Source organism: Marinimicrobium sp. C2-29 (assembly GCF_038419845.1).
In the GTDB taxonomy this organism is placed as follows: domain Bacteria; phylum Pseudomonadota; class Gammaproteobacteria; order Pseudomonadales; family Cellvibrionaceae; genus Marinimicrobium.
On the sequence record NZ_JBCAQT010000001.1, the window covers coordinates 174,216 to 197,452 of the forward strand.

Sequence of the window (23,237 nt, forward strand, 5' to 3'; positions counted from 1 at the left end):
TGGTGTTCTCAATCCGTTAACTAGTAGTGTAGTCAACGAATCGCACCTGGGGGGAGAGTTGCCGGCCTCTGCTCCGGCAGGCAAGCTGACGCGCCGCGAAGCGAACCCCCTCACGCCGGTGATGCAAGCGCCTTCTGGTCGACAAGCAATTGACGCCAAACGGGTTCGGGTACCGGGCGGCAAAAGTGAAAACCCTGGCCTTTGGTGCATCCAAGGTGGCGTAATGTTGCTATATGACCCGGTAGCTCAATGCCTTCAGCGACCACTTCGGCGCCAATCGCGGCGGCGATGACGATGACGGATTGCACGATGGCCTGGGCGTAAGGCCCATCATCCAGCTGGCTGATAAAGCTCTTGTCGATTTTGATTTCATCGAAAAAGTAGTCTTTCAAATGCCCCAGGGATGAATAGCCGGTGCCAAAATCGTCCAGAGACAGCCGAACGCCCATGGCGGTCAGGGCTTCCAGATCTCGTCTCAGAGCCTGGCCGTGCTCCTCGAACACACTCTCGGTAATCTCCAGCGCCAGGTTCCCCGGGGGGATGCTGTAGTCGTCCAGTGCCCGGCGCACCATGTCCGGAATCGAGCCGAGCTGAAACTGGATCAATGACAGGTTGATCGCCACCGGCGTGGGCGGAATCCCGGCATCGCGCCAGGCGCTCAGGTCCCGGCACGCCTGGCGCAATACCCAGTCCCCGATGGGCCCGATGAGCTGGCTCTGTTCCGCCAGCGGGATGAACTGGTCAGGCGGGATAAAGCCCAGCTGGGGATGATTCCAGCGCAGCAGGGCTTCCGCCGAGACGATCCGGCCGGTCGCCAGATCTACCTGGGGTTGGTAGTGAAGCTCCAGCTGATCGGCCTCAAGGGCCTGGCGCAGCCGGGTCGTCATCTCCACGGTTTCGCGGGTTTTCTGCTCGAGCGCCCGCGTGTACTGGGTCCAGTTTATCGCCCGGTTATGCTGGCTTTGATTCAGTGCCAGGGCGGCGTCGGTCATCAGTTTTCGCGCATCACCGGCACTGCTTCGGATCCGGGCGTAGCCGAACGACGCTTCCACATTGAAGATAAACCCTCTGATAGCAAACGGCACATCGAACACAGCCGCCATACACCGGCGCAATTGCCGTGGTGTCCGTTGACTTTCGAGTGGCGCAAGCACCGTAAATTCATCGCCACCGGTGCGGGCGACCAACCCCTGCTCACCGATCTCGGCGCTCAGGCGACGGGCGACCTCGCACAAGACCTCATCGCCGACGCCGTAACCCTGGGCGTTATTGATTTCCCTGAGCCCCTTGATATCGGCCACTATCACCGGGCTTGCCGGGTGCAGATCCTTATCCTTCAGGCGCTCGTCCAGTCGCTGGGCGAAGCCCTCCGAGGACAGCAGGCCGGTCAACCGGTCCTGGTAGGCGGCACGCTCAATCTCTTTCTCGGCGCGTTTCAGCTCGGTAATATCCTGTGATGCGGCAATCCATTCAAGGAGCTGGTTCTCGTCATCGAATACTGGCGTGACGCGATCCAGTAACCACCGGGGAGACTCGCTCTGGGCCGGCAGCTGATAGATCACCTGAAACGGAGCCACGTTTTCAAGAGCCTGCATCCATCCGGTACAGAAAGCGTCCGCCGTCTCCGGCGCCAGGGCGCTGCGGATCGTCGCCAGATCGGGCACACCGTTTGACGATGACAAACCGGCCAGCGACAGCCATTTCTCGGGTACGTCGATGAGCTCACCTTGCGCGCTCATCAACCAGATGTAGCCCGATTGGGTTTCGATCATGCTCTCATAGCGACGCTTTTGTCGTTCCAGTGACTCGAGAGCCAGGTGCTCCTTGGTGATATCGAGCTGAATACCAATGATGTAGGAGAGAGCACCATCATGTGAGCGAAGCGTGCGAAGTTTGATCCGGTTTTCGAAAGGCTCACCGTTGCGACGGAAGTTGGTCAGCACCGTCGTACAGTCGGTACCCCGGTCGATGGCATTGCGGAGGATTCGAAGGCCCGGTTGGTCTTTGAGATCACCCTGGAGGAAACGGCAATTTCGCCCCAGTATCTCCGATCGGGGGTAACCGGTCATGCGTTCAAAAGCCGCATTGGCATAGACAATGGGGGTGTCTTCAAGGCTCGGGTCGGCGATGGTCACACCGCACTCGATCTCTGACAGTGCCGCCGCCAGAAAAGGTGATTGCCTCAGGCGCATCAGCTCGTTGCCGGTTTCTGACGTCAGAGAGTGCAAAAGCGCCACGGCGCGATCCCGGTCGTTCTGGTGCTTGCCGGCGAAGGCAATCACAGTGGGCGGCATTTTCTGGTGGGGGATGCTCAGGGGTTCAACGGCGATGAAGGCGGCCTCGGCCAGAGCCGTGTCCGGTGGCGGATCTTCTGTCCGGGGAACACCGTCGGCCAATGTCGCCTGAACACTGTCGAGGGTAATCAGCAGCTGCGCGGCCTCGGAGCCGGCGACCAGGTGGCCCGGAGCGTTTGTGTCCTTGACAATGACCGCCGCGCAGACGACAGAGCATGCCATGGCCAGTGCCTCCGTGAGGTCAGTGAACAGCTCGGTATTGTCTGGCGGCCCTGTCATTCATTGTTCCTGAAAATCGCTTCGAAAGGGTCACAGCACCGGAGAACCCGGCAGGCAACCTTGTCCCCTTGAAACTACTCCGATTTCCGCTGATTTACTACCTCTGAAATTATTGGGGTTGAAAATCGTGCCACTCAGGGGCCAAAGATAAGGCCATGCATACCCTTAAAAAGGGCGGCCGAAACAGCTACCCGTACTTGGGTGTATGGCACCAAAGAGAGACTACTCCTTGTTCAGTTATTACAAGGCGCTGTGTCGGCCTGCTGGCATTTACTCCAGGTTGTCCGGCCAGTTGTCGTTGGCCGTCTCAACGTTGGCGGCGAGGTCTCCCCGCCAGCTTTCTTGTACCTCCTCATTGAGGTTCAGGTACAGACGCCCCTCGTGAATGGTCCAGAAATAGGGGGAGGCGGCCAGTTTCTTACCCACATAAACGCCATAGGCACAGTGGCCCCCGTAGGCCGGTGCGTAGCGCTCGGGATTTTTGCGGAACATTGTCAGGTGCTCTTCAGAAGCAAAGTGCCACTCTACGCCGTGCCACTCATGACTGTATCGGGGAGAGCCTTTCGCCGGCCTGCCCTCGGTAAAGTAAGACACAACGTCATACCCTTCAATGGCAACACCCTCGGTCTCTCCGGTAAACACCGGAGTGTCGTCAGCATAGGCGGTACCGGCCATCAGGCCGAGTCCCAGCAATATCACCAGTAGTTGATGGGTCAGTTTTTTCATCGCTCAGTCCTCCTTTTCAGGGTGGTAACCAGCCACCAGATCCGGCGGCTTCGAGTGCAAGGACGCAGGAGTCTTTCGCTTTGTTCCCGACGTTGAAGGGCAATATGACAGTGGCATTACCTGGAACCTTTTACGCGCTCGCCGCGTCAACCCAGGACTGGACGGCGCAGAAGGAAAAGGAGCACAATAAACCAAGCAGCCACAACGGAGCCAAGCATGCCGAAGGTCACTGACCGACAGGCGCAGCGCCGTTTTTTTGAGACGGAAATTCACCGGCTGACGGACCGGTTGTATGCCACAGCGTTGCGCCTGACCCGCAGCCCGGATGACGCCGAAGACGTTGTCGCGGAAGCGGTGAGTCGTGCCTGGTGCAGGCTCGATGAGTTGAGAGATCCCGACCGGTTCGAGGCCTGGCTGTTTCGTATCCTCAACAACACTTTTGTCAGCCAGTGGCGTAAGCGGCGTTGCCGCCAGGACCTTGAAACGGAGCTCGACCCGGAGAACGGTTCCTCCGATGAGTTGCAGTTCTCGTTGTTCCAGCAACTGCATCAGCCCTTTTTGCTGTGGTGGGGTGCACCGGAACAGGAAGTGGTTGAAGAGTTTCTGAGAGAGGACATTCAACGGGCTATTGATCACCTGCCGGATGAGTATCGGGTGACGCTGGTCCTGGTGGAACTCCAGGGTTATCGATACCGGGAAGTCAGCGAGCTGCTGGATATTCCTCTGGGCACCGTCCGCTCCCGGCTGAATCGGGCCCGCTCACTGTTGCAAAAAGAGTTGTGGGAACTGGCAAGGGACGCCGGCATCGTCAAACGAGGTGGGTCATGAACGCAGGCGACATCCGTTGTGAAGAAGTCATCAAGCAGCTGTTTCGCTACCTGGACCGGGAGGTGGACGAGGCCACGGACGAGCGTATCCGCGAACATATGGCGCACTGCCGGGACTGCTTCAGCCGCGCTGAATTTGAACGGCGCTTGCGCGAGCGGCTTCGTGAGACAACGCACGAGAAGGCGCCGCAACGGCTTCAGCGGCGTCTGGAGCGATTGATGAAATCCTTTTAGCCCACCTGGCCGATGGAGAATCGTCATGGTCGCCATTCTTGGATATTCGAAAGCGCAGATTCTCTCGGCCGTCCAGGACATGTATACCCGGGTGGCCGACTCCCCCGACCAACCCTTTCATTTTCCCCTGGGCCGAAAATTGGGCCAGCGCCTGGGCTACCCGGACAAAGAGCTGGTGCAACTGCCCGCAGCCGCGTTGGATTCCTTCGCCGGCGTGGGTTGCCCCTTTCACCTCAATGCCCTTCGCCCGGGTGACGTCTGCCTGGATATCGGCGCCGGTGCCGGTGTCGACAGCCTGATGGCCGCACGCCGTGTGGGCGAAGCGGGTTGGGTCTTCGCATTGGACCTGACCGCGGCCATGACCCGAAAGCTCAAGGATACGCTTCGCACCGACGGCGCCGGCAATATCAGTGTGATCCAGGGCTCAGCCGAAGCCCTGCCCCTGGCGGATGCCAGCGTGGATTGCATCACCAGTAACGGCGCACTGAACCTGGTTCCGGACAAGCGCCGTGCCATCCGTGAAATGTATCGGGTGCTGCGTCCCGGTGGGCGGGTACAGCTGGCGGACGTGGTCATTCGCCGGCCGGTCACGGTGGACTGTGATGATGACCCGCGGCTGTGGGTGGAATGTGTGGTGGGTGCCACGGTTGACGAGGAACTCCTGGAGCTGCTGCGCGAAACGGGCTTTGAAGAGGTGAATATTGACCGGCGTATCGACTATTTCGCTCTCAGCCCCAGTGCGCAGACCCGGGAGATAGCCTCGAGCTTTGACGCCCAGTCCATCGAGTTGGGCATGCGCCGGGGACAACAACCGCCCGGCCGCCTGCGCCAGTGGTTGTCGCGTCTGAACCCGGTGCGGCTGGCGGCGTTTGTCTGGCGGCGGGGTTGGCTGGGTATGGCGGGTCTGGGCCTGGCCATACTGACCTGTTATGGCCTGCTGGCGGCCTCCGGCCTGCTGGCCTTGATGGGCGTCAGCCTGGCGCTGAACGACACCGTCTGGGCGGGCGCCATTGCGCTGTTTGCCACACTCAGCCTGCTCAGCGTACTGCCCGGCCTGCGCTATCACCGTTCTCCATGGCCGGGACTGTTCGCGGGTCTGGGTACAGGCCTCGTTCTGTATGCGCTGTTTCTGGACTACCGGTTTCTGACCGAGCTGGCCGGCTTTGTCCTGCTGTTCATAGGCGTCACCCTGGACTTTCGGCGCCGCCGCCAGCGGCAGAACCAGGTGCTCGGCCTGTCGCAACGAGGCTTTTAGCCCTTTCAGGCTTCGCAGTTACCCCTGTGATAAAATGCGCGCCGTTGCGTGCAGTCTGCGCTCGCATCACCGCTAACCGACTGAATTCACCAGAGAAGGCGTAAGCATGATAAGACACATCCTGTTGATCAAATTTAACGATCAGGCAAGTGCAGAGAAGATTGATGAAGTGCGTTCCCTGTTTGAGGCGGCCCCCGAGCAGGTTGAGGGCGTTGAGGCTGTGGAGTGGGGCGTGAATGACAGCCCGGAAGGACTGAACCAGGGGTACACCCATTCGGTGCTGATGACCTTTGCCGATGAACAGGGCCGCCAGAATTACTTGCCCCACCCGGCCCATGAGGCCCTCAAGGCGGTATTTGTCCCGCTCGTGGACGACATCATCGTGTTTGATTATCCCGCGTAGGTCTCCGGGACTCCCCGGGGTCCCGACTGGCAGCCACGCGCTGTTATCGGCTCAGCGATTTCCCGGACAATCAAATCGGATTGATCGGATGTCGGCTTTAAAGAAGGCAAAATAGTCGTTCGTACCGAACTCATTTCCAGCCTCTACCCGAAAGGGCAGCCGAAATCCCTGGACGTTCCGAAAGTCTGACATCGTGCCACCGAAGGGTTGGAGGCGAAAGACCTTTTCGGCATTTGCGTTGCTCCAGCGCATAAACCACACCTGAGCGGGCCGGCCTTCAGGGTCCACCCGGATATTCACCGCCTGCGACAGATTGCCTTTCGACAGTGTCACCCGGGCCGTGTCGGAACCCACTGACTCCCACTCAATCCCCGGCCCCGGTAGCAGTGCCGCTGGCGTCCAGAACAGTGCCTCGGCTACATAGCGGCCGAAGGCAGAGCGGGCGTGGTCCGGGTCACCACCCAGGCGAGCTACGGGGATCAGGCCCAAAACACGGAATCGGGTCCAGTGGCCGGAATCCGACCCCGAAATCATCACCGGGCTTTTAAGCCGCATGCACCAGACGAATCCCTCCGGCACCGCCAGTACCTGCTCGGCCGCCATTGATCGATACTGGGGCGATTGTTTCGATCCCAGGCTGAACTGCCCTCCCATACGCAGGGTGGCCACCCGGTAGAGCGGTGTGTCGGGAGCGATCGCAAAATTGAAAAACCGTTGAGCGGGCTCCGGCAGTTCCGAGACCAGCGTAGGGGCATAACGAGGCGGGTCGACCGGCTGAGTGGCCTCCAGGCGTTTCCACTCGGCAAGGTCCGCCCGCCAGTCCGTAAACCGGAACACAGACAAAGCGACAAGGGCGATGCCAACCAGTATCAGTAGCGAATACAGAAAAGCCATAGCCTCACCCCGGTCTTGGTTGGGAGACAAGAGAACACGTCTGATCCAATAATGTAGCAGAAAAGCGCCCAATCGGCGGCCAAACAGCAACACACCACTGGCTGGCCAACGCCCTCTCTCTTCCCCTATTTGATCCAGCTCAAATAAACATCGATATCCATTGGTAAATACCGCCATCGTGAGCAACACTTAAAAACAAGCCTGTGCACAAGGATAGTGTCGTATTGGTGTCACATCGTCTGTCAGGGGAATCCTGGGCAGCGCAGACATATTGACCTGTAAAGGACAGCCACCATGATCAGACTACTTATCCTATTGAGTGCTTTTGCCGTCGTCAGTGCCTGTAGCCAGGGGCCGGAGTCACCGCGAGGGTTCAGCTTGCCCGAGGGTGATGTGGAGCAGGGGAAAGCCGTCTTCAATGACTACGAGTGCCTGGCCTGCCACACGCTCAAGGGCTATCAGGACACAGATGTAGAGAAAGAGCTGGATACCCCCGTGAAGCTCGGCGGAGAGGTGGTGAAGGTGAAAACCTACGCCGAACTGCTCACTAGCATCATCAACCCTTCCCACCGGATCGCCCCGGGGTATGAAGAAGAAGTGGTTACCGATGAGCGTGGCGAGTCACGAATGCGCAACTACAATGACGTAATGACCGTCAGCGAGCTCATTGACCTCGTCGCCTTTCTTGAGACCCATTACGTCCTCAACCCGTACCCGAGAACCGAGTATCACATGTATTACCCGTAATCTGTCGGAAGCCCGTGGTAGCGGCAGTCGTGTGGCCATATTCTGGTGGGGAAAGGGAGCACCTGCGATTCAGTCGACTTCGGTCAGGTCCCCGGGGGCTTTGATGAGCTACGAACAGCTATTTGACGAGAGCTATGAACGCGTCGTGCTCGAGACCCGAAAAGGGCAGACATTTTTCGAGGCTTTCTACCAGCGTTTTCTTGCGAGCTCTCCCCAGGTACGCCAAAAATTTCGTCATACGGATATGGCGAGGCAACGCAGCATGTTGAAAAAGTCCTTTTACAATCTTATGGCGTTTTATGCGAGCGGGTCTGTGGACAGCGTGCTGGAACATATCGCACTGAGTCACAGCCGCAAGGGGCTGGACATTGCGCCAGAGCTGTATGATCTTTGGCTGGACTGCCTGACCGCCACGGTGGAAAGCTATGATCCCGCGTTCGATGAAAGTGTGGAGCTGGCTTGGCGCCTGGTGCTGAGTCCTGGCATTACCTACATGAAGTTCAAATACGATCACTGCTGAGCGTTACAGAATCAGCGGCATGGGCCACCAAGCTGCCCCCCCGTTCGGGGGGGGCAGCAGACGGAACCTGACGAAATGTTAAAGGTTGGTGCAATAGGGCCCGATCAGAGTGCCGACAAACCCACTGGCCACATTGGTGCTGAGGTTGGTCGCATCCACGGTTTCAGCGAGTGTGTGCTCCTCACCGTTCACCTCGTAGTGCGCATCCATTTCTCCGGCCGTGAAATCCAGGGTCAGGGTGATCGCTTCGGACTCGGGCAGTGTCGCCGAGTTGATCAGCGTGCCTTCAGCGGAACCCTCGTTACGGTACAGCGCCACCTGAGCTTCGCCATCCAGGTGTGTGATGGCCAGGAAGATCCAGTGCTCATCGTTCTGAACCGCCGCAATGCCCGCTTTCTCGCCTTCAGTGCCCGGGTCGAATGAGACGGTCGTGGAGACCGTGGCATTGTGGTGCTGCTGGCGCCGGCCCACAAAAGAGGGCACTTGCTCGAGATCACCAAAGCCGTTGTCGCATGTCAGGTTAAGGGCACCGTCCTCGACTTCGTAAAAGGAAGCGTCCGGGTCGCGAATGCCCATCCAGCCCAGGGCGAGTTCATCGCCTTCAAAGTTATCGGTGTAGCCAAAGTCACCCGACTGCGGCGGTGTGGGTTCTGGCTGCTCGGGCAGCTCCGGCTTTTCCATCGCAAACGGAATGCGCTCGCCCCGGGGGAGAATGTAGGGCCAGTCGTCTTCCCAGCGCACTGGCAACAGGAAGGTCTCCCGACCGATATTGAACATGTCGTTGTTGTAGGAGCGGATGGCCAGAAAGGTGGCCCACCAGTCTCCATTGGGAATCTGTACAAACTTGGCGTGGCCGGCGGCGATGATCGGGTTGTCCCGCTCGAAGTCCAGGTCGCGCTGGGTCAGGATCGGGTTGTGGTCCGCAGGCTCGTAGGGGCCCCAGACGTCGTCGGAGCGGAAAATGGTCTGGGAGTGGTGCACACTGGTGCCACCCTCGGCAGCGGTGATGTAGTAGTAGCCGTTGCGCTGGATGATGTGGGGCCCTTCAATCCACACCGGCTCTTCGGAGATGTCCACACCACCGTTGATCAACTGCTTGCGCTCCCCGGTCATGCTCAGATTCTGCCAATCAAACTCCTGAATCCAGATGGCGCGGTGACCCTCGTACCGTGGCTCTTCGTTGGGGGCACCGTTATTGAGAATGTAGGCTTTGCCGCTGTCGTCCCAGTGGATGGAGGGGTCAATCCCTTCAAAGCCCAACCAGTGGGGGTCCGACCAGGGGCCGGTAGGGCTGTCGGCGGTCATCACGAAGTTGCCGCCACAGTCCACGCAGGTGGAGGCCAGGTAGTAGGTCCCCTCGTGAAAGGAAATGTCCGGGGCGAAAATCCCCCGGGAGACTTCCAGGTCTCTGAAGTTGAACTGGTCCGGCCGGTCGATGGCATTGCCGATCTGCGTCCAGTTGACTAGGTCTTTTGAGTGATAAATGGGCAGCCCCGGGAAGTGGGTAAAGGAAGAGGTGACGACGTAGTAGTCATCCCCAACTCGGGTCACCGTGGGGTCCGGGGCATAGCCTGAGATGATCGGGTTGCGGAACTGGCCCTCCTTTACTTCGATCTGTTCCTGAGATTCGCCTTCATAGCTGAAGCGGGTGAACCTGGCGGAGGTGGCAGATGTCGCTTTTTCTGACGACGCGGCTTCTTGTACCGGTGACGTCTCGCCTTGTGTGTTGTTGCTGTTTGAGTCGCAGCCAACGAGTAGGGCGACCAGGCTCAGAAGCGGCATGGCAAATACTTTATTCATGTTAAATATCCTCGGATGTCTCTGAGACTTTGCTTTGAGGCTATTCTCACTATATTATGATAATAGCTTATAGTATGTATAACTATAACGGTTCTTCGCACCGCACACAACTCACTAATAACGAAGGAGCACGAGTGATGAAGCAGATCCAATCCCACTTTCTTTGCCTGGGCCTGATCGCCTTCAGCGCCACGGTATTCGCGCAAGACGGCAAAATGTACCCCATGGAAGCACCGGAGGAGGCCACAGCCATCCCCCTGGAGACCGGTGGTGTGGAAGACCAGAGCGAGCCAGAGAGCTGGTTCCGCCAGTGGGGCGATCCCATGGCCCGAAACATCTCAAAGGCGACCTTGACGCCGGTACTGGCGGACCCGGACAAGGCCAATGGCACCACGGTGATCGTCGCGCCGGGGGGTGGTTTCAGGTGGCTGTCCATGGGCAACGAAGGCTGGGAAGTGGCCGAGGCCCTGGCGGAACAGGGCATCAACGCCTTCGTGCTCAAATACCGTCTGCAGCCCACGGCGCCATCACTTGAGGGGTTTGAAAAGCAGATGAACCGGCGCTTTGAGGAGGCCGAGTCCTCTTCTGAAGAAGCTGAGGGCTCTTCTGATGAGGAGGAAGAGGCTCCGGAGCGTCCCCGTCGGGATCTTTCAAACCAGATCGAAGATGTGGAAGCCGCCTACGCCATGATTCTCAAACGAGCGGATGAGTGGGGCGTCGACACCGACAGAATCGGCATGATTGGTTTCTCCGCCGGCGCAGGCCTTACCATGGCAACCACTCTGGAATCAGAAAAGGTGGATCTCGCGTTTATCGGGCCGATTTATGGCGGTATGAATGCCGTGGATGTACCCGAAGACACACCACCCATGTTCGCCGCCATCGCCACCGACGATTTCCTGTTCAACGGGGAGTTCGGTCTGATTCAATCCTGGTATGAAGCCGGTGTGCCGGTGGAGCTTCACCTCTACCAGAACGGGGGGCATGGTTTCGGCCTGGGTAACCCGGATCGCACCAGCAACAAGTGGTTTGATGCGTTTATGCACTGGCTGGATGTCAACGGCTTTTTGACCGCGGAACAAAGCTGAGCGTCAACCGAAGACTCTGACCCCGGTGATTTGCGTAGGGTGGATAAGCGCGAAGCGCTTATCCACCACTGACGGAGCCTGATCAACGACTCTGAATCTGCGGGTCGTTAGGGTGTGATTGCCGCGCAGTCAGGGGTGTTGATTGACCCGTTGGCGTTGCCCTGTAAGCCAAATGTGGCAGAAGTGCCAGGCGCCAAGTTCGCGTTCCAGTTCAGATTGCTGGCGATGACTCCTCTGTCTTGAGTCTCAAAGTTGGCGCTCCAGCTATTGGTGATTTGCGGGTCAACATCAAAGGTCAGTTCAACTTCCCAGCCGTTGATTGAATCGGCGGTGTCGTTGGTGACGGTCACGTCCATTTGATAGCCGGACGGCCACTGATTCATTCGGCTGATGTCGCAGCTGACATTGCCCGGCTCTGGGGTTGGCTCGGGTTCTGGTTCCGGTTCCGGTTCTGGTTCGGGCTCGGGTTCGGGTTCGGGGTCAGGTGTGCTGCCGGTATCTTCCGGGGGTGTACCGCTAAAGCCCTCTTGCCCTTCGGGTGTCATGCTCAACACAAGGTAACCATTCCGGGCGGTCACGTTGGCTGGTGTGAAGTCCGCCATATTCTCCGCGAAGGTCCAGTCAGCCGTACCCCAGCGAGAGGGGTCCAGCGAGTCAAAGTCATCGCGCCAGCTAAGCTCAAAGTCCTGGCCGTCCCAGCTGTGGTATTCAAACCAGTTGATATACATGTGAACCGGTAGGATGGAGTCATCGAAGGGGCCCACCCACTCTTCAATATTCGCCGGCCAGAAGTTAAAGCGAGCCTGTGCGGGGCTTGTCAGCGCGCTTGCCTGGTTGCCATTCACCTCCCGAACCAGTTCCCCGTCAATTAACCAGCGAACCTGGTCGGGTTTCCACTCAAGTGTATAGGTGTGATAACTCTGTGCCAGAGATTCGCCCACAGGGTGCACCTGCTCGGTGGTTATCTTCTCGCCCAGCCCGGTGATGATGTTGGTTTGCCAGGAGTTGGCCCCATCTTTACCGAGAATCTCGATATCGACCTCCTCCCAGAATACATCGTCCATTTCTGAGTCTTCCTTCCAGAGGAAGAAAGCCGAAATGAGCCCGCTGCCTTCACCGGCCCGCATGCGCATCACATACTTGCCGTACAGCTCGGAATCCTGTGTGAATATTTCGGCTGATTTGTAGGGTTTGGCGTCAGCGACAAGTGGCGCCAACATCAGTATTGCGCACGACGGAATGGCACGTGCGAGTCGCCGGATAGATGAGTACATAACGAACTCCTGTCAATTTTTGAAAATAGAATGGCTACTAGCCCCTCTCCAACCAGATGTGTGACGTCAATCACATAAGCCAGACAGGCGGGGAGGGCGGTAGCCGACGGCGACATCTTGAGAGGAGGGGGGCTAACGATAAAGTCTCAATACGTGTTCTACTTCAATTGAGACAGCAGCGCCGTCAGGCGGTCCTGGAAGAGGTGGGTATCCTATGGTCTGCCGCTTGGTGGTCCTTCCGGTATTGACTGGGAGTGGTGCCTTCCGCCTTCTTGAAAAACCGATGAAACGTGGCCTTACTATTGAAACCGGCGGCCTGGGCGATGTCGGAAATGGTCCACTCATTGTACTGAGGCGCGCGAAGGTTGCGTTTCACCTCCTCAACGCGGTAACTGCTGACAAACTCATGGAAGTTCTGATGGAAGTGCCGGTTGATGATCATCGACACCTCTCGGGGAGAGCATTGGACCCTGGTGGCAAACCGTTCCAGCGTGATCTGCGGATTCAGAAACGCCTGATCCTCTGTCATCGCCCTGGTTAGTCTCTCAACCTGACGGGCATCGATAGGCGCCTTGGCGTCATGGTCGGTGGGCGGTTCCAAAGGAGCGGCTTGATATGACTTTGGTGACTCCCGATAAATGAGAAACACAAGCAGCGCCAGGTTGAAGTAGTTCCCGACAATGCCCATCACGTCGCTCACACCGCCCGGGCGCAAAGTCCCGAAGAAATGGGTGATGGCGGCCCACAGCCACACGGCCGTAAAGCCACCCACCACATAAAGCTGGTCTTTTCTGACCTCCCCGTCCATTGAGCGCGTGCTGCCGCCCTCTGAATGGCGCTGAATGACGCTTAAACAAAGAATGCCATAGATCACCGGCAGCAACTTCTTCAACGTAATAAAATCGCTGTAAAAAGCGTTCGATTGTTGATAAAGCTGCAAGTTGAGCAGCAGATCCCGCTGAACGGCATGGGGAAAACGAAAACACTCAATATAAAGGTAAACCAATGCCAGAAGGGCGGGGGCCAGGTGCAACCACTGCCTGAGGCCAAATGTGAACTCGGGTTCCAGGTGTGATTTCAGCTGCCAATAGAGCAGGGGGCCCAGCAAAAAACCAACGCCCCCGAGAACGAGGTACAAATAGGGGACAACCGCAAAAACCGGGTGACGAACGGGCTCGGCCCAAAGGATCAGGGTGTTGATGGCCACCAGAGCGTTGGTGGCGAGAAACAGACCAAAGAAGTGTCCCGACGGCCTGGGGCGACGCCAACCGCCGATATGTCTCGACCCCAGCAGCGCACAGGCGGCGACTGTAATGATCAGGGAAATGTCATGAATATTGAACAGAACCGCTTTCATACCCGTCCATGCCTCGTCCTCTTCGATCAGACCTAGTTTTAACAGGGATAGTGACCTTACTCGTCTCTCAAGTCGCTGACCATGACGTTCTTCTCACTTTCAGAAAAGGAAGATGACCACACTCGGGACGCGCTTGTACTTTCTCACCAGTCTTCGTTGTACAACAACACCAGGCTGCCGCCACTGAGGGCACTGCCGTAATTGACCATGACGCTGACCCCCAGGTTGTCCAGCCAGGACGGGTCTTCATCAAGATCAAACAACCAGCCTATCCCCGCCTGGTAGTAATGGTCGGTCTCCAACGTGCGGGTCACATCGCCGCCCACATCGACGCGGCGGGCAAGCACCCGCAGTTTGTTCGAGGTATTCAGCACGTCGGGTAAATCCCAGTAGACCGTGACGCCGTTGGCCCAGCTCCAGGTCTTGGGTTGAACCTCGGGCAGCTCCTGACCGGTGCTGATCGTCTCGCCGGCGTAGTAACTGTAGGTGCTTTGGTACTTCCAGGGTACGCCCCGGGTTTCGCGGCTGTAGGTAAGGCGGGTCTGTACCTGTCCCATCAGCGCGGTGGCAGCGGTGTCGAACAGCGCTCCCTCGACATCTTCCCCTGTGACCGGTGACAAGGAGGCGCCAGCCTTGTAATCGTTCTGGTACCGTAAAATGTGAAGGCCGGCACCCGCATCCACTTTCCACTTCTCGGTCAGTGCATACGAAATCCCCCCTCCCAGGTAGCCGCCGTAAACACGCTCCTTGGTCGCGTCGGAGACTTCGTTCGTACTCTCATCGGTCGGTGTAGCGCCCGGCTCCTCAGGATTTTCAGCCCCACGAATGAAGTCCTGTTTGGTCTCAAAAAAACTGAGCCGCGCATTGATGTAGGGGATCAGCCGGCTCTCATCTGGCGCCAGTTTCCACTTCCACGGCAGGGAAAAGGTAGTGATGCTGTCGCGCCGGCCGATGGACTCTTCCGAGCCGAACTGGTCTTCGCCCACCGGTATGAAAGAGCCGGGATCGAACGAGAGCAGGCCCAGGGTCAACACTTCGGTGTCGGTCAATACCACCGAAGTGGCAAGCGCCGAGGCCGCTTGCCGTTCAGCGAGCGGCGCCGAGGTTTCCTCATCCCCCGTTTGGGCGCTGATCGCCGCGCACCAAAAGCACGACGCCAACGCCAGTGGCCACCGGCACCGGTGGCCGCCTACATACAGACTCATGATCCAGTTTCCTTTTGTGAGTGTGTGTCGATCAATTGCGCCAAAACATGATGTCTTATTTGAGTTATTCACGCATGGTCTGGATAAAGCTATCGGCTTCGGCAATAGACTTCCTGAGTGCGTCAATCAATTGCCCTACATCATCGTCAATGCGTACGGCCTCTTCCTGTAACGAGGCAATGGCCTGGGTGTTGAGGTTATGTTTCAAGAAAAGCACCTGGTCTTCCATGGCCTGCAGTACCGGGTCCAGGCGCTCTTCCGAGACTCTCATCAAGCCAATCAACTGACTGTACTGCTGGCGTGTGGACTCCAGTTTGCGCTCGCTGTCACGTCGCAGGGTGTCGCTGGAGTAGCGGTCGAGCTCCTCCTCCCATTCATCAAAGAGGTCTTCGGCGACACTCTCTACACTGTCGATGCGCTTGCGAATCTCTTCGGCGCTGTCAAAGCTATCTTCGTATTCCCGGTTCAGCGTGTTGTAGGTCTTCTCCAACTCCCCGCCATCAACGCTCACAACCGATTTGAATTGAGCCAGGGCCGACTCAAACTGCTCCTGCCCGTCCTTCTGAGCGTCGCGTGCTTCCTCCACCCGGTCGATCATGATGTTCCGCTTGTGGACGCCGAACTTTTCCATCGTGTTGTAATAGGCGGTCGAACAGGCGCAGAGTGTGAGCGCCAGTGCCAATATAGATAAGAGTTTCATGGCTGATCCTTGTCTTTCTGGTGAGTGAGGAGGTCCGAGGTGATGAGTCACTTGGACCACTGTTTCCGGGAATCCTTCCTTGTCCCTGGCTTCAAAGCCAGATATTTGAGCCTTTCACCCTAGATGGTAGTTCAATTTACTCTGTAGTTCCCAGTAGGGCGAAGAGGCAGGCCGTTTCGTGGGGTGACGGGGACTGGGCGCAATCGTAGTTTCAACGGCACCAGATGAAGAAATCGCCGCCAAAATTGTTATTAAGAGGTATATGGCGCCAAGTGCTAGATGACGTGTGAGATGCTCTCCCGTGACAAAGGTCACAAAAAGGGCGCATGGGCCTTTGTCGCGTTTACTTCGATTGCAGGTTCCGGTAAATTTACGCGTTGTTTCTGTAGTCCATTAATCAGAGGTCCGTAAACAAGGAGTCGTTTCATGTCGGAATTCGTTTTCCCCCACCAGCATGTTCCCGCCAAAGAGCTATTTGCCGCCGGTGACCAGGACGCCATCGATCGTTTTCTCCAGCAAAATGCCGAGTGTCGCATTGGTCTTCACGCTCAAAGCCCTTACTGCGAGGAGTTCAGCACCGCTCAGGACCCGTTGATTCTGAGTCGTCTCCAACAGATTCCCGGCTCACACAGGCGCCAACTATCTTGCGCCATTGACGAATTCGGGGAGCAAACGCACGCCTTGGCTGAGTTCTATGACCGACAGCTGGCAAATCTTGACCTTGAAACCTCTTCCGGCCTGGTCGGGGCAGGAACCTCTGCCAAAGGCGCTCGGTTGACCGCTTTTCAGCGCACTATGCTCGATTACCAGGAGGCGCTCATACAGCTCAACGAACACAAGAAAAATGGCCCATCGGGAAGGGCTGGGGTGTTGGGCAAAGTGGAGCTGGAGTCTTTGGCCCGGCGCAAGTACGCCACTATGGCGCGTCAGTACCGAGTGGAGTTAAACAGCGTGGCCCGCCCGGAGTTCCGCCACAAGAATCGCGGTCATATTCTGAACAATGCCGACCGGGGTATTACCCTGGCCAAACATCACCGAAGCTCCAAGCTATCCATAGACAATGTATCCCAGGTTCAGCGTCTGGATGGACTGGCGCGAAGCATCCGTTACGCCGGCAATGGTGTCATTGTTCTCGATGCCGGTTTGCGTCTACGTAATGTGCACGAAAGTTACCAGCGCAATGAAAACTGGCAGCGAGAGCTGTCCTTGGAGGCTACGGGGTTTGGTCTAGGAGGAGCTAGCGGTATACTGGCAGGTAAAGCAACAGTTGGTGCTTTAACAATGATAGGTCTCGGTGCTACTCCCGTTGGATGGGTAGTAATGATAGGTGCCGGAGTGGCTGTCGGTTACTCGGCGGCCACTAAGATGGACGGCTTAGGGAAATGGTTTGCAGATCTTTTATGGAATCGATGAGGCCGGAAATATAATGAGCTCTGAGTGGATTTTCTTTTGGGTTAGTTTTCCGTTTTTAGCCTTAATGTTTGGCAGCTGGCTGGGCTTTGCGCGACTCACTATGGCGAGAATCGAAAAGCAGATGAAAGCTGAAGGTAAACCTCGCCCTTGTCCCTGGGATGGGCCCGGAGGAAGGGTCGTTCTATATGCTTATGCTATTGTACTGCCACAAAAATTGGCAAAACGAATCCACGTCCAACTTATTGATGCTCCATTGATTCGCCGCTACGCTTTGCCGAAAGATCGTTGGTTAGCGTTTGTGTTGGTCATATCTGGTAGTACGATGATATTTCTAGGGTTTTGGGGTTCCTATTATTTGGGATTTTACTGAATACATAGGTGTCGTTACCCTTAAATATGTTGTTGGGGCCTGAGCTTGGTCAAAAATAATACCGCACGGAGCCCTGCTTCCTGTTGAATATGAGAAACCGCGGCGTTCTCCACCCTATGCAGGCCATTCCGAAGCTGCGCATTGCCTTGCGGCGTGTGCAGCCAAGCAAGCCCGGCGCTATTTACCAGGAGAGTCACCCAGAATACCGCCCGAAAGCTCGCTTTCCTGGTTTTATGTCTAAGCCGTTGCTGTGCAATCAGCGCCCCGGGCCACCCGCCGAGTAATGAGGCTATATGGAGCGTTCGTTCAGAGACCCGCCATGCGCCGGATTGTGCCGCCTTTTTATCTTTGGCGTACAATCCATAGGTGATCAGGCTGAACATTAATAAGATGAGGCCCGCTGCGAGAGGGGTGAATCCCAGATAGAATGACGTCACGGTTGAGGCCACAAGTATGACAACCAGAATATAGCCAAATTTCAAGATACTATCCTCGCCTGAAATTATACAGTGGAGTCTGAATGGAACAGATTCCTACAATCTTTTACCGTTCAGTAACAGATGGGTAGCGCGCCAATCGTTACTATGGGTTCAAAAGGAGGGCTTATGCAGTTCCAAACTCAACCATTTGTCAGCATCATGTTGGCAATCACTTATGCAGTAACGCTGGTCGCCTGTGGCGGGAGCAGTTCCCGGACCGACAATGATGACTCCGCCTGTATTACAGTCTACGAACCCGTTTGTGCGCTGAGCGAAGTGAACGGACAGTATCGCTATCAAACGTTCGGAAACCGCTGTGTTGCGAATCTTGATAGCGCTGAAATAAGCTTCGAAGCTGAGTGTGGCGCACTGGAAGACAACGTCAGTGAAGCCTCCCAAGCGGTTATTGTACATGAATCTGTAGACCAGCTACCGGAGAACTCAAGCGGAGTAACGGTGCTTGAGAGTGAAATATCCCAGGATGTGGCACAGTTAACGGTGGAGCACAGTGGTGGCTGTGGCGAGCATCGCTTTGATCTGCACGTGGCACCCCCGTTTATGGAGAGTTGGCCTCTTCAGATCAATGCCCGGTTGACACACGAGACCGAGGATACCTGTGAGGCCCTTATCATCACTGACGTCAGCATTGATCTGCAGCCCCTGAAAAACCTCTATCACAAGAGCTATGATAGTGAGTCAGGGGAAATCCAGATTCCACACGTGGGGCTGTATCAGTTTTAGCGGACCGCGAGGTCCGTGAAGACCGAAACGCTGTTCTATTCTCTAGCCCCCGCTCAAGGCCTGGAAGATAAAAAGGGTGTCGCCGTCCCGGACCTGGTCGCTGAGATTTTTCCGGTCGACGACAAACGTGTCGTTGATACAGAGCTTTACGTGCCGGCGCACCGCCCCTCGCTCATCCAGAACATAATCGGTGAAACCGGGCGCCTGATCATTGATGGTGTGCAAAACCTCGGCGACCGAGCCGGGCGGTGCCGTGAGCGTCCGGTCCTTCAGGTGGGGGAAGAACCGGTAGAGGTGCGATGTCATCTCAATGGTGGGCATAGCGCGCAGCCAATTAAGGGTTAACCAAACCGCACGGAGTAGATCGGCGGAAAGTTGTTGCCCAGACATTGCCAGCTCTCGCCCCGGTCTTCCGACAGATAGGCGTTGCCGGTAGTGCTGCCAAAGCATAGGCGGTCGCCCGAGGCGTCCAGAGCATGCCGGAGTACGATGTCGTGAGCATTTTCCTGGGGCAGGCCGGTGCGCAGGGCCTGCCAGGACTGGCCGCCATCCTCCGTGCGGGCGACAAACAGACCGCCGTCAATGGTCATGCGCTCGGCATCGCTCCGGCCCGGAACTACCCAGGCGGTACGGCCGTCCTGTTCATCCACAGCCACCGGAAAGCCAAAATGCACGCCAACCTCGGGCATGCTGACTTTCTTCCACTGTTGCGCGCCGTCGTCGCTGTAGAACACACCGCAATGGTTCTGTTGCCAGAGGTGGTCCGGCTGCCCGGGGCAGTGGGTCACAAAGTGCGGGTCGTGCCCCCATTCCGCTTCGGGATTGGGCAGGTAGTCCATCAGCATGCCGTGATTGCGCGCGGCCCAGCTCTGGCCGCCATCAGTGCTCTCGAGTACGCCGGCTGAGGAGACCGCCACATACAGGTGATCCGGGTCGCGCGGGTCCACAATGATGGAGTGGATGCCCGGCTCGAACACCCCATAGTCGACACTGGCCGGGGTGCCGCCCCAGTGGTTTTCACTGGTGGCCTCACCGGCAAACAGGTCGCCACCGCGACTCTCGTGGTTCCAGAGTGGCCGGTTGAGCGTCCAGGTATCCCCGCCGTCATCGCTGACAAACAGGCCCCCGGGAATGGTGCCCGCATACATTCGCCCGGGCTGGTCCGGGCTGCCAAAGGCGAGATTCCAGATTTTGTACACCATGGCGTCGGCATAGACGGGTTCCCCGGCCGGAGCCTCGGGATCAAAATCCGGCGTGGGCATCACCTGGGCGATGCGACGCGCGCCCTGGGGGTATTTGAGCGACGAGAGGTCTTCCCTGGTCTCGCCCCCGTCCCGCGAGCGCGAGAGCTTGGGCCCCCAGTGCCCGTGGTCCAGAGAGGCCCACAGAGTGCCGTCGCGCGGATCGCGGGCGGCGTAACAGACCGGCACGCCGGCGTGAAGGATAGGGCGGGGCCGCCAGCCCTCCGCCTGCCGGTCAATAATGACGGTACCCTTGCGGGTACCCAGAAGAATGGTATCAGCCATCAGATTGCCCTCTTGAGGTGGTATCCATGGGCCTGCCAACCGCGACACACTTCGGATCTGGCCAGGATCGTGCGCGGCAGTCCCGCTAACTGGTCGAACGGCAACCGTTAATATAGTTGATGGGGTGGAAATTGCACTATTTGGGGGGTACTGGGTTTCCTTTACCGGCCATTACAAGGGAAGCGGCTGCAGCGCTACTTGCGTGTCTCGCCTCCGCGCCTTTACTCCACCAATTATAGAATCGCGAACGAGTTAGGTGTCGGTAAAGTTGATCATTGGCGCAACCGTTTTGCTGAAAATCGCTTCGCCAGCGTAGAGGCGGTAGGATTAAATGTTGCGCAATTCCATCGCCTGCGCGAGGTTTTTGTTGACAGGGTGAGCAACTGTGTTACCTTTAAAGCGTACGAAAAGGCAAACCCGCCGAAAGGCGGGGACGCAAAGTCACCGGTCTACGGGGCATCAACGCCCTACGACAGCGGGACCGCCGACGAACGTAGCGAGTTTCAGACAGAATCTTTATGTCTAGCCGCATCGCAATGTCTTTGGATCCCCTCGACCGACCGGTTTATCTCAGGCGAACCACCGTTTTTCAAAAACTAGCGGTATCGCTGACCTTCTGGGGATTTTTCCATGAAACTAGCTACTATTTTCCGCAACAGTAATGCCCACCGGGTTGCGCTCGCTTCGGCTGTAATACTCGGCACCGTTGGGGTTTCCAACGCCTTCGCCGCCAGTGACACTGCCACATCAAGCGGTACCGTTGTTACACCGATCACCATCACAAGCTCAGCTAATCTCAATTTTGGCGAATTCGCAGCTGATCCGACTACTGCCGGGACCGTTGTCGTCAGCACCGGCGGAGTCGCGAGCGCAACGACTGCCGTTATAACAAAGGATACAGCCGTAACGGCCGCAGCCTTCGCCATTGCTGGTTCAAACGATGCCAGTTTTAGTGTGGCGGTCACCGACAATGAGGTGACCCACACTGATACCACAACCACCATGGCGCTCACAACAAAGCACGATAACGACGCTACCACAGAAGACAGCCTCGCCAGCTATGCGCTAAGCGCCACTGGTGCCGCGACCATCTACGTGGGGGGGACCCTGGCCGTCGCTGCAGCGCAATTAGCAGGCGCCTATTCGGGCACTGTTACAGTAGCGGTAGCCTATAATTAACGGGAGCGGGGCGGAAGCCAAACATTAGGCCTGACGGAGCCTGGGACCATGACCATGAAGGGTTCTCTCCTATGTTTCGCCCTTGCGTTGACGTTGATTATGGCAATTGCGATCGCCAACGCCAACGCCAACGCCAACGCCGATTCCCGTGCAACCAGCGCCACCAGCGCGACGGTTGTCAGGGCGGTGAATGTAATCCAAAGTGCCAGAACGTGGCTGTCGAATAATCGGTTACCCAGCTTACCAATACCTTCGGGACAGGCAAGCCAGTACGTTTCGAGTAACAGCGGGCAGGCGGACATTTCGAGTAACTACGTTCAGTCAAACGTTCAGTCAAATCTAGAGGCACTGAGGCGGCGGGAATGTGAGAAAGCCGGTTTGTGCTGTACATCGCCCTTCGGTGACCGACTTGGAGAAAATCCCGGGAAGGGTCTCCAGCAGGTCTCGGTCCGGCAGACAGATGGAGCGGAATGTGCCCTGACGGTGATGTTCAATTAACAAAGGTGTTCTTGGGATTCCCATCCTGATTCCATCGCTTCCTTTCTCCATGAATCAGTGCCAAGAACTATGAAAATATTTCCCGCGCTATCTTACGCCGCCCTTGCGACCTTGTTCCTACTAATGGCCAGCGTTACCTCAGCGCAGCTAAACCCGTTGTCCATTGGCAATACCCGCAGCCTGTCCTTCGGCAGCTTTGTTGCGCAAGCGGGTGGAACCGTGACTATTTCACCCACCAGCGCCCGCAGTGCCACGGGCTCTGTAGTACTGGTGCCATCTCAGAGTGGGTACTCTGCCCAGTTTACGGTTCAGGGTGATGCCGACGCCTCCTATACCATCGATCTGCCGGCCGATGCCACTGTTGTGCTCAGCGGTCCGGGTGCTGACATGGCACTGACGGGCTTTACCAGCGAGCCTTCTGGCGCCGGCGGCCGCCTAGGAATTACCGGCGACCAGGTGCTTTCGGTGGGTGTGAGCCTGCAAGTCGGTGCCGACCAGATCCAAGGCGACTACTCCGGCAGTTTTACTGTGATCGTGACTTACAATTGAACCCAAGGTATATAGGATGAAAGTCTATTCTTACTTGCTCCATTTTGTGCGTTACCTGTTGGCTGGTGGCTTGTTGCTCACCCTCGCCACTCCAGTGGTAGCGGAACTAATGCTCTTTCCCACCCGTGTGGTTTTTGAGGAAAATGAAAGAGCGGCCAAGGTGGAGCTTATGAATACGGGGGCCAGCAACGCCACCTATCGGATCTCCCTGGTGAATCAACGAATGAGTGAAACTGGCGCCTTCTCGAAAATTGATGAGCCGCGGCCTGGTGAGCAATTTGCTGACCAACTGCTCAGGTACTCGCCCCGGCAAGTGACCTTGCTCCCGGGAAAGGGACAGACTGTACGGTTGATGGTCCGCAAGCCGGCCGGTTTGGAGGATGGGGAATACCGCTCCCATTTGTTATTCTCGAGGGTCCCGGATGCCAAGCCCCCGACACCGAATCTTGAAGAGGAAGAAATCAGTATTCGAGTCAGAACACTGGTTAGTGTTTCCATTCCGGTGATTGTGCGCCAGGGAAATACCAGCGCCGAGGTGACGCTTACCGATCTCAATCTGCTAGACGACGCTGCCGAGCCAATGCTCAAATTCGCCATCAAACGGACAGGGAATCAGTCGGTTTACGGGGATCTTTCGGTGACATTCGTTCCGCGAAATGGCGAGCCAGAAGTCGTTGCCCGAGCCAATGGCGTGGCCGTCTACACTCCAAACGCGGTTCGCAGAGCCAGTATTCCGTTGAACTTGAAGCAGGCTACAGTGCTGGCGGGTGGCACATTGAAATTGCAGTACCGGGAGCAGGCGAAAGACGGAGGCGACCTAATGGCAACCACGTCGTTGACATTGCCTTGACCCATGCCGCTGCCCAAATCTCCCTTTCG

The 23,237-nt window shown here is 57.2% G+C and carries 24 protein-coding genes and 1 riboswitch; of the genes, 13 read left to right on the forward strand and 11 right to left on the reverse strand.

Annotated elements, in window-relative coordinates; all coding sequences use genetic code 11:
• Positions 1 to 110: 110 nt before the first annotated feature.
• Positions 111 to 2,573 (reverse strand): sensor domain-containing protein, encoded by a 2,463-nt coding sequence (locus AAE484_RS00800; protein WP_341936415.1) that lies wholly within the window; start codon positions 2,571 to 2,573, stop codon positions 111 to 113.
• Positions 2,574 to 2,843: 270 nt separating this feature from the next.
• Positions 2,844 to 3,299, reverse strand: a complete 456-nt coding sequence (locus AAE484_RS00805) for a YHS domain-containing (seleno)protein (protein ID WP_341936416.1) — start codon at positions 3,297 to 3,299, stop codon at positions 2,844 to 2,846.
• Between the two features lie 216 nt (positions 3,300 to 3,515).
• Between AAE484_RS00805 and AAE484_RS00810 the strand changes: the two genes are divergently transcribed.
• The 4 genes from AAE484_RS00810 to AAE484_RS00825 all read left to right on the forward strand — a co-directional run bounded on the left by AAE484_RS00810 (position 3,516) and on the right by AAE484_RS00825 (position 6,018).
• Entirely contained in the window at positions 3,516 to 4,127 is a 612-nt protein-coding gene (locus tag AAE484_RS00810) for an RNA polymerase sigma factor (RefSeq protein ID WP_341936417.1), read from the forward strand.
• Positions 4,124 to 4,360: a zf-HC2 domain-containing protein gene (locus tag AAE484_RS00815; RefSeq protein WP_341936418.1), complete on the forward strand. Its 237-nt coding sequence runs from the start codon at positions 4,124 to 4,126 to the stop codon at positions 4,358 to 4,360. Before AAE484_RS00810 ends, AAE484_RS00815 begins: the two co-directional genes overlap by 4 nt.
• Before the next feature lie 25 nt (positions 4,361 to 4,385).
• Positions 4,386 to 5,615, forward strand: a complete 1,230-nt coding sequence (locus AAE484_RS00820) for a MerC family mercury resistance protein (protein WP_341936419.1) — start codon at positions 4,386 to 4,388, stop codon at positions 5,613 to 5,615.
• 106 nt (positions 5,616 to 5,721) lie between these two features.
• Positions 5,722 to 6,018 (forward strand): Dabb family protein, encoded by a 297-nt coding sequence (locus AAE484_RS00825; protein WP_341936420.1) that lies wholly within the window; start codon positions 5,722 to 5,724, stop codon positions 6,016 to 6,018.
• Positions 6,019 to 6,069: 51 nt separating this feature from the next.
• Here AAE484_RS00825 and AAE484_RS00830 read toward each other — a convergent pair whose 3' ends face one another.
• The gene (locus AAE484_RS00830; protein WP_341936421.1) at positions 6,070 to 6,912 is read right to left on the reverse strand and encodes a DUF6544 family protein; all 843 of its coding nucleotides are present in this window, start codon (positions 6,910 to 6,912) and stop codon (positions 6,070 to 6,072) included.
• A gap of 294 nt (positions 6,913 to 7,206) precedes the next feature.
• On the opposite strand from AAE484_RS00830, the gene AAE484_RS00835 reads away from it, so the two are divergent.
• Together AAE484_RS00835 and AAE484_RS00840 are read left to right on the forward strand one after the other, a co-directional pair.
• Positions 7,207 to 7,659, forward strand: coding sequence for a c-type cytochrome (locus AAE484_RS00835; RefSeq protein WP_341936422.1), 453 nt, complete (start codon positions 7,207 to 7,209; stop codon positions 7,657 to 7,659).
• Positions 7,660 to 7,762: 103 nt separating this feature from the next.
• Positions 7,763 to 8,179, forward strand: a complete 417-nt coding sequence (locus AAE484_RS00840) for a globin (RefSeq protein ID WP_341936423.1) — start codon at positions 7,763 to 7,765, stop codon at positions 8,177 to 8,179.
• Between the two features lie 78 nt (positions 8,180 to 8,257).
• Here the strand turns inward: AAE484_RS00840 and AAE484_RS00845 are convergent, their stop codons facing one another.
• Positions 8,258 to 9,979, reverse strand: a complete 1,722-nt coding sequence (locus AAE484_RS00845; RefSeq protein WP_341936424.1) for a glycoside hydrolase family 43 protein — start codon at positions 9,977 to 9,979, stop codon at positions 8,258 to 8,260.
• A gap of 137 nt (positions 9,980 to 10,116) precedes the next feature.
• Here AAE484_RS00845 and AAE484_RS00850 point away from each other — a divergent pair, with 137 nt between their 5' ends.
• On the forward strand, positions 10,117 to 11,067 hold the full coding sequence (locus AAE484_RS00850; protein ID WP_341936425.1) for an alpha/beta hydrolase: 951 nt from the start codon (positions 10,117 to 10,119) through the stop codon (positions 11,065 to 11,067).
• 107 nt (positions 11,068 to 11,174) lie between these two features.
• Here AAE484_RS00850 and AAE484_RS00855 read toward each other — a convergent pair whose 3' ends face one another.
• From AAE484_RS00855 to AAE484_RS00870, 4 genes are all read right to left on the reverse strand, one after another.
• On the reverse strand, positions 11,175 to 12,341 hold the full coding sequence (locus AAE484_RS00855) for a family 16 glycosylhydrolase (RefSeq protein ID WP_341936426.1): 1,167 nt from the start codon (positions 12,339 to 12,341) through the stop codon (positions 11,175 to 11,177).
• Between the two features lie 184 nt (positions 12,342 to 12,525).
• Positions 12,526 to 13,548: a helix-turn-helix domain-containing protein gene (locus tag AAE484_RS00860; protein ID WP_341936427.1), complete on the reverse strand. Its 1,023-nt coding sequence runs from the start codon at positions 13,546 to 13,548 to the stop codon at positions 12,526 to 12,528.
• A 293-nt stretch (positions 13,549 to 13,841) separates the two neighbouring features.
• Entirely contained in the window at positions 13,842 to 14,903 is a 1,062-nt protein-coding gene (locus AAE484_RS00865) for a Solitary outer membrane autotransporter beta-barrel domain (RefSeq protein WP_341936428.1), read from the reverse strand.
• Between the two features lie 64 nt (positions 14,904 to 14,967).
• The gene (locus AAE484_RS00870; protein ID WP_341936429.1) at positions 14,968 to 15,603 is read right to left on the reverse strand and encodes a DUF2959 domain-containing protein; all 636 of its coding nucleotides are present in this window, start codon (positions 15,601 to 15,603) and stop codon (positions 14,968 to 14,970) included.
• Between the two features lie 426 nt (positions 15,604 to 16,029).
• Here AAE484_RS00870 and AAE484_RS00875 point away from each other — a divergent pair, with 426 nt between their 5' ends.
• Together AAE484_RS00875 and AAE484_RS00880 are read left to right on the forward strand one after the other, a co-directional pair.
• A complete protein-coding gene (locus AAE484_RS00875; RefSeq protein ID WP_341936430.1) occupies positions 16,030 to 17,016 on the forward strand; it encodes a hypothetical protein in 987 nt (328 codons plus the stop codon).
• Positions 17,017 to 17,029: 13 nt separating this feature from the next.
• On the forward strand, positions 17,030 to 17,386 hold the full coding sequence (locus AAE484_RS00880; protein WP_341936431.1) for a hypothetical protein: 357 nt from the start codon (positions 17,030 to 17,032) through the stop codon (positions 17,384 to 17,386).
• A 20-nt stretch (positions 17,387 to 17,406) separates the two neighbouring features.
• Here AAE484_RS00880 and AAE484_RS00885 read toward each other — a convergent pair whose 3' ends face one another.
• On the reverse strand, positions 17,407 to 17,868 hold the full coding sequence (locus tag AAE484_RS00885; protein ID WP_341936432.1) for a DUF1294 domain-containing protein: 462 nt from the start codon (positions 17,866 to 17,868) through the stop codon (positions 17,407 to 17,409).
• Between the two features lie 123 nt (positions 17,869 to 17,991).
• Here AAE484_RS00885 and AAE484_RS00890 point away from each other — a divergent pair, with 123 nt between their 5' ends.
• Positions 17,992 to 18,606 (forward strand): hypothetical protein, encoded by a 615-nt coding sequence (locus tag AAE484_RS00890; protein WP_341936433.1) that lies wholly within the window; start codon positions 17,992 to 17,994, stop codon positions 18,604 to 18,606.
• Positions 18,607 to 18,648: 42 nt separating this feature from the next.
• On the opposite strand, the gene AAE484_RS00895 is transcribed toward AAE484_RS00890, so the two are convergent.
• Together AAE484_RS00895 and AAE484_RS00900 are read right to left on the reverse strand one after the other, a co-directional pair.
• The gene (locus tag AAE484_RS00895) at positions 18,649 to 18,927 is read right to left on the reverse strand and encodes a MoaD/ThiS family protein (RefSeq protein WP_341936434.1); all 279 of its coding nucleotides are present in this window, start codon (positions 18,925 to 18,927) and stop codon (positions 18,649 to 18,651) included.
• Between the two features lie 20 nt (positions 18,928 to 18,947).
• Entirely contained in the window at positions 18,948 to 20,132 is a 1,185-nt protein-coding gene (locus tag AAE484_RS00900) for a WD40/YVTN/BNR-like repeat-containing protein (RefSeq protein WP_341936435.1), read from the reverse strand.
• 400 nt (positions 20,133 to 20,532) lie between these two features.
• Positions 20,533 to 20,621: riboswitch (cyclic di-GMP riboswitch) on the forward strand.
• A 141-nt stretch (positions 20,622 to 20,762) separates the two neighbouring features.
• Between AAE484_RS00900 and AAE484_RS00905 the strand changes: the two genes are divergently transcribed.
• From AAE484_RS00905 to AAE484_RS00915, 3 genes are all read left to right on the forward strand, one after another.
• Positions 20,763 to 21,311 carry a DUF4402 domain-containing protein gene (locus tag AAE484_RS00905; protein ID WP_341936436.1) on the forward strand — a complete coding sequence of 183 codons (549 nt, stop codon included), beginning with the start codon at positions 20,763 to 20,765 and terminating at the stop codon, positions 21,309 to 21,311.
• 621 nt (positions 21,312 to 21,932) lie between these two features.
• On the forward strand, positions 21,933 to 22,358 hold the full coding sequence (locus AAE484_RS00910) for a DUF4402 domain-containing protein (RefSeq protein ID WP_341936642.1): 426 nt from the start codon (positions 21,933 to 21,935) through the stop codon (positions 22,356 to 22,358).
• 16 nt (positions 22,359 to 22,374) lie between these two features.
• A complete protein-coding gene (locus AAE484_RS00915) occupies positions 22,375 to 23,208 on the forward strand; it encodes a fimbrial biogenesis chaperone (RefSeq protein WP_341936437.1) in 834 nt (277 codons plus the stop codon).
• The last annotated feature ends 29 nt before the right edge of the window (positions 23,209 to 23,237 follow it).

Excerpts from the sequence above, each read along its gene's own strand:
- AAE484_RS00815 (WP_341936418.1), top strand. The coding sequence starts at position 4,124 with ATGAACGCAGGCGACATCCGTTGTGAAGAAGTCATCAAGCAGCTGTTT.
- AAE484_RS00875 (WP_341936430.1), top strand. The coding sequence starts at position 16,030 with ATGTCGGAATTCGTTTTCCCCCACCAGCATGTTCCCGCCAAAGAGCTA.
- AAE484_RS00805 (WP_341936416.1), bottom strand. The coding sequence starts at position 3,299 with ATGAAAAAACTGACCCATCAACTACTGGTGATATTGCTGGGACTCGGC.
- AAE484_RS00835 (WP_341936422.1), top strand. The coding sequence starts at position 7,207 with ATGATCAGACTACTTATCCTATTGAGTGCTTTTGCCGTCGTCAGTGCC.
- AAE484_RS00850 (WP_341936425.1), top strand. The coding sequence starts at position 10,117 with ATGAAGCAGATCCAATCCCACTTTCTTTGCCTGGGCCTGATCGCCTTC.
- AAE484_RS00825 (WP_341936420.1), top strand. The coding sequence starts at position 5,722 with ATGATAAGACACATCCTGTTGATCAAATTTAACGATCAGGCAAGTGCA.
- AAE484_RS00905 (WP_341936436.1), top strand. The coding sequence starts at position 20,763 with ATGAAACTAGCTACTATTTTCCGCAACAGTAATGCCCACCGGGTTGCG.
- AAE484_RS00855 (WP_341936426.1), bottom strand. The coding sequence starts at position 12,341 with ATGTACTCATCTATCCGGCGACTCGCACGTGCCATTCCGTCGTGCGCA.
- AAE484_RS00845 (WP_341936424.1), bottom strand. The coding sequence starts at position 9,979 with ATGAATAAAGTATTTGCCATGCCGCTTCTGAGCCTGGTCGCCCTACTC.
- AAE484_RS00870 (WP_341936429.1), bottom strand. The coding sequence starts at position 15,603 with ATGAAACTCTTATCTATATTGGCACTGGCGCTCACACTCTGCGCCTGT.
- AAE484_RS00820 (WP_341936419.1), top strand. The coding sequence starts at position 4,386 with ATGGTCGCCATTCTTGGATATTCGAAAGCGCAGATTCTCTCGGCCGTC.
- AAE484_RS00900 (WP_341936435.1), bottom strand. The coding sequence starts at position 20,132 with ATGGCTGATACCATTCTTCTGGGTACCCGCAAGGGTACCGTCATTATT.
- AAE484_RS00915 (WP_341936437.1), top strand. The coding sequence starts at position 22,375 with ATGAAAGTCTATTCTTACTTGCTCCATTTTGTGCGTTACCTGTTGGCT.
- AAE484_RS00890 (WP_341936433.1), top strand. The coding sequence starts at position 17,992 with ATGCAGTTCCAAACTCAACCATTTGTCAGCATCATGTTGGCAATCACT.
- AAE484_RS00910 (WP_341936642.1), top strand. The coding sequence starts at position 21,933 with ATGGCCAGCGTTACCTCAGCGCAGCTAAACCCGTTGTCCATTGGCAAT.
- AAE484_RS00830 (WP_341936421.1), bottom strand. The coding sequence starts at position 6,912 with ATGGCTTTTCTGTATTCGCTACTGATACTGGTTGGCATCGCCCTTGTC.
- AAE484_RS00865 (WP_341936428.1), bottom strand. The coding sequence starts at position 14,903 with ATGAGTCTGTATGTAGGCGGCCACCGGTGCCGGTGGCCACTGGCGTTG.
- AAE484_RS00880 (WP_341936431.1), top strand. The coding sequence starts at position 17,030 with ATGAGCTCTGAGTGGATTTTCTTTTGGGTTAGTTTTCCGTTTTTAGCC.
- AAE484_RS00810 (WP_341936417.1), top strand. The coding sequence starts at position 3,516 with ATGCCGAAGGTCACTGACCGACAGGCGCAGCGCCGTTTTTTTGAGACG.
- AAE484_RS00895 (WP_341936434.1), bottom strand. The coding sequence starts at position 18,927 with ATGCCCACCATTGAGATGACATCGCACCTCTACCGGTTCTTCCCCCAC.
- AAE484_RS00800 (WP_341936415.1), bottom strand. The coding sequence starts at position 2,573 with ATGACAGGGCCGCCAGACAATACCGAGCTGTTCACTGACCTCACGGAG.
- AAE484_RS00840 (WP_341936423.1), top strand. The coding sequence starts at position 7,763 with ATGAGCTACGAACAGCTATTTGACGAGAGCTATGAACGCGTCGTGCTC.